Annotated in this window: 3 protein-coding genes; all 3 read left to right on the top strand. The window is 59.5% G+C overall.

Annotation, left to right across the window (positions count from 1 at the left end; genetic code table 11):
• The first annotated feature begins 317 nt into the window (after positions 1-317).
• The 3 genes from ACESMD_RS15265 to ACESMD_RS15255 all read left to right on the top strand — a co-directional run bounded on the left by ACESMD_RS15265 (position 318) and on the right by ACESMD_RS15255 (position 2545).
• Positions 318-737, top strand: coding sequence for a DUF2384 domain-containing protein (locus ACESMD_RS15265; protein ID WP_372614646.1), 420 nt, complete (start codon positions 318-320; stop codon positions 735-737).
• A gap of 11 nt (positions 738-748) precedes the next feature.
• Complete coding sequence (locus ACESMD_RS15260; RefSeq protein ID WP_372614644.1) at positions 749-1249, top strand: RES family NAD+ phosphorylase; 501 nt, start codon at positions 749-751, stop codon at positions 1247-1249.
• A gap of 150 nt (positions 1250-1399) precedes the next feature.
• Complete coding sequence (locus ACESMD_RS15255; protein ID WP_372614642.1) at positions 1400-2545, top strand: RNA-guided endonuclease InsQ/TnpB family protein; 1146 nt, start codon at positions 1400-1402, stop codon at positions 2543-2545.
• The last annotated feature ends 290 nt before the right edge of the window (positions 2546-2835 follow it).

The raw sequence follows: 2835 nt of genomic DNA, 5'->3' as shown, positions 1-2835 counted from the left end.
TAAGCACTGAACAGGTTTTCGTGGGAGGCCGGCTCTGCCGGGCGATGGCGCCGCCAGGCGCCTGATACCGGCAGCGCGTCGCGCTGCATCGCGAGCTGAAGCTCCCTCCCACAAGGTCAAGGGCAGCTCCAGTTGCCCGCCGCGCTGCATCGCGAGCTGAAGCTCCCTCCCACAAGGTCAAGGCCGGCTTCGCCGGGCGATGGCGCTTGGCGCTTGGACGTGTTGCCGCCTGAAGGCTATGATGCTTATATGTTGCAATAATGCAGCAATGCATTATTTGATGCGTCAGGGCGGTCTGGCCTGGGAGGTTGAACGTCGTGAGTACGGAAGCCCTTATTGATCCGGATGAGTACCAAGCCCCCGAGACCTACGCGCGGTTCGTGGAGGATCTCAAGCGATCCGCCACGGCGGCGGGCAAGCCGATCATCGACCCTACGCTGTTCGCCCGCGCCTTGAGCATGGAACTGCAAGCGCTAGCCGCCGACGCCCATGTGCACCGGGTGACGCTTTCGCGCGCCCAAGGAAGTGAAAAGCTGCAAGGCTTCCTGCGCGAGGCGCTGCAGGTGCTGCGCGTCGCCACGGATATCAACGGCGACTTCCGGCACGCCCTGTTCTGGTTTCGCAATGAGCCTATCGGTACCTTCGATTACCGGACGCCGGAACAGCTGGTGAGTCAAGGCAAAGCTCAGGATCTGGTGCGCTACCTGCAGGCGCTGAAGGCCGGGGCAGTAGGGTGAGATTGCGGGCCATGGAATGCCCGGCCTATCGTGTGCATGTTCCCCGCTGGGCGTATGCGCCCACTAGTGGTGCAGGGGCTGCCGAGCATGGTGGGCGTCTGAACCGGCCTGGCCTGCCTGCGCTCTATCTCGCCCTTGATGCGACGACCGCTCTGGAAGAATACCGCCAACTCTCTTCCTTGATGCCCCCGGGGCTGGTAGTGAGTTATGAGGTGCAAATTGCCAAGGTCGTGGATTTCAGCGAGGGTTATACCCCGGAATGGGATCCTTTGTGGGAGGAGCTGACCTGTGATTGGCGACGGTTGTGGTTCAACGATCGAATTGAGCCGCCCAGCTGGCTGTTGGCTGATGCGGCGCTGGAGGCTGGGGCTACCGGCATTCTGTTTCCCTCTTTAGCCAATCCTGGTTGGACCAATCTGGTTCTCTACACCGAGGCGCTGGCCTCTCGTGACGTTTTATCGGTTCATGATCCGGCGGGCAACCTGCCGAAGAACCAGAGGTCATGGGAATGACCTTGTCCATCCTATTCATCAGATTTTGCGCGAGAAACCCCGTCCTTTAGGGCGGGGAGGGATAGCGCGTCGTCGCTAGACGACCTTTGATCTCGCTGCCTTCTTCTTAGGTATTGCTATCTTCACACTATCGATGGTATATTGTGACACATGACTAAACGCGCCTACAAATACCGGTTTTACCCCACGCCTGAGCAAGAACAGCTTCTTGCCCGGACGTTCGGTTGTGTGCGTTTTGTCTACAACGCGGTCTTGCGTTACCGCACGGATGCCTTTTACCAGCGGCAGGAAAAGATCGGCTACGTGGGCGCGAATGCTGAGCTTTCCCGGATGAAGAAAACCTCCGAGACCGAGTTTCTCAACGAGGTGTCTTGCGTCCCGCTTCAACAGTGCCTTCGCCACCAGCAGACCGCGTTCAAGAACTTCTTTGATGGCCGTGCCCGCTACCCGAACTTCAAGAGCAAGCGGCACCGCCAGTCGGCGGAGTTCACGCGCTCGGCGTTTAAATACCGGGATGGTCAGTTGCTCCTGGCTAAGAGCAAGGAGCCCTTGGTGATCCGCTGGAGTCGGCAACTGCCCAGCGAGCCGACAACTATTACCGTTTCCAAGGACTCGGCAGGCCGCTACTTCGTCAGCTGTCTGTGTGAGTTCGAGCCCGAGGAACTGCCCATCACCCCGAAGATGGTGGGCATCGACCTCGGCCTGAAAGACCTGTTCGTCACCAGCGATGGTATCCGAACCGGCAATCCCCGCCATACGGCAAAATACGCGGCCAAGATGGCCAAGGCGCAACGGGCGCTGAGCAAGAAAAAGCTCGGCTCCAGGAATCGCGCCAAGGCTCGTCAGAAGGTGGCCCGTGTTCACGCCAAAATCTCTGATTGCCGGATGGACGGCTTGCACAAGCTGTCCCGCCAGATCGTCAACGAGAACCAAGTGATCTGCGTCGAATCCTTGAAGGTGAAGAACATGCTGCGTAATCCTCGGCTCGCCAAGTCTATTAGCGACGCTGGCTGGGGTGAGTTCGTCCGACAGTTGGAGTACAAGGCTCTCTGGGCGGATCGCCAGTTGGTCGCTATCGACCAGTGGTACCCGTCGAGCAAACGCTGCTCCGCGTGTGGGCATGTGATGGACAAGATGCCGCTGCATATCCGCGCCTGGACGTGCCCTGATTGCACCACTAAACACGACCGTGACGTGAACGCTGCGGTCAACATTAAAGCCGCCGGGCTGGCGGTGTTAGCTCTTGGAGAGAATGTAAGTGGCATGGGTCAAGTACCTCTGTCCAGTTCTCGATGAATTGGGAATCCCCGTCCTTTAGGTCGGGGAGGATGTCAATGATTGTGGTGCTGCTTAGGCTGCGTCCTTCTGATACTGAGCATTATGCTGCCTTACTGCATTCTCTTTTTGATCCCCGCCGCTGGGGTGCTCTCCCAAGGGCGGGCGGCGCCTCCAGCGAAGGAGGTGGCCACCACTGAACAGGTTTTCGTGGGAGGCCGGCTCTGCCGGGCGATGGCGCCGCCAGGCGCCTGATACCGGCAGCGCGTCGCGCTGCATCGCGAGCTGAAGCTCCCTCCCACAAGGTCAAG

Origin of the sequence: Halomonas sp. (assembly GCF_041689495.1) — a bacterium.
Classification (GTDB): Bacteria; Pseudomonadota; Gammaproteobacteria; order Pseudomonadales; family Halomonadaceae; genus Halomonas.
This window is presented reverse-complemented; position numbering and strand designations above follow the sequence as displayed.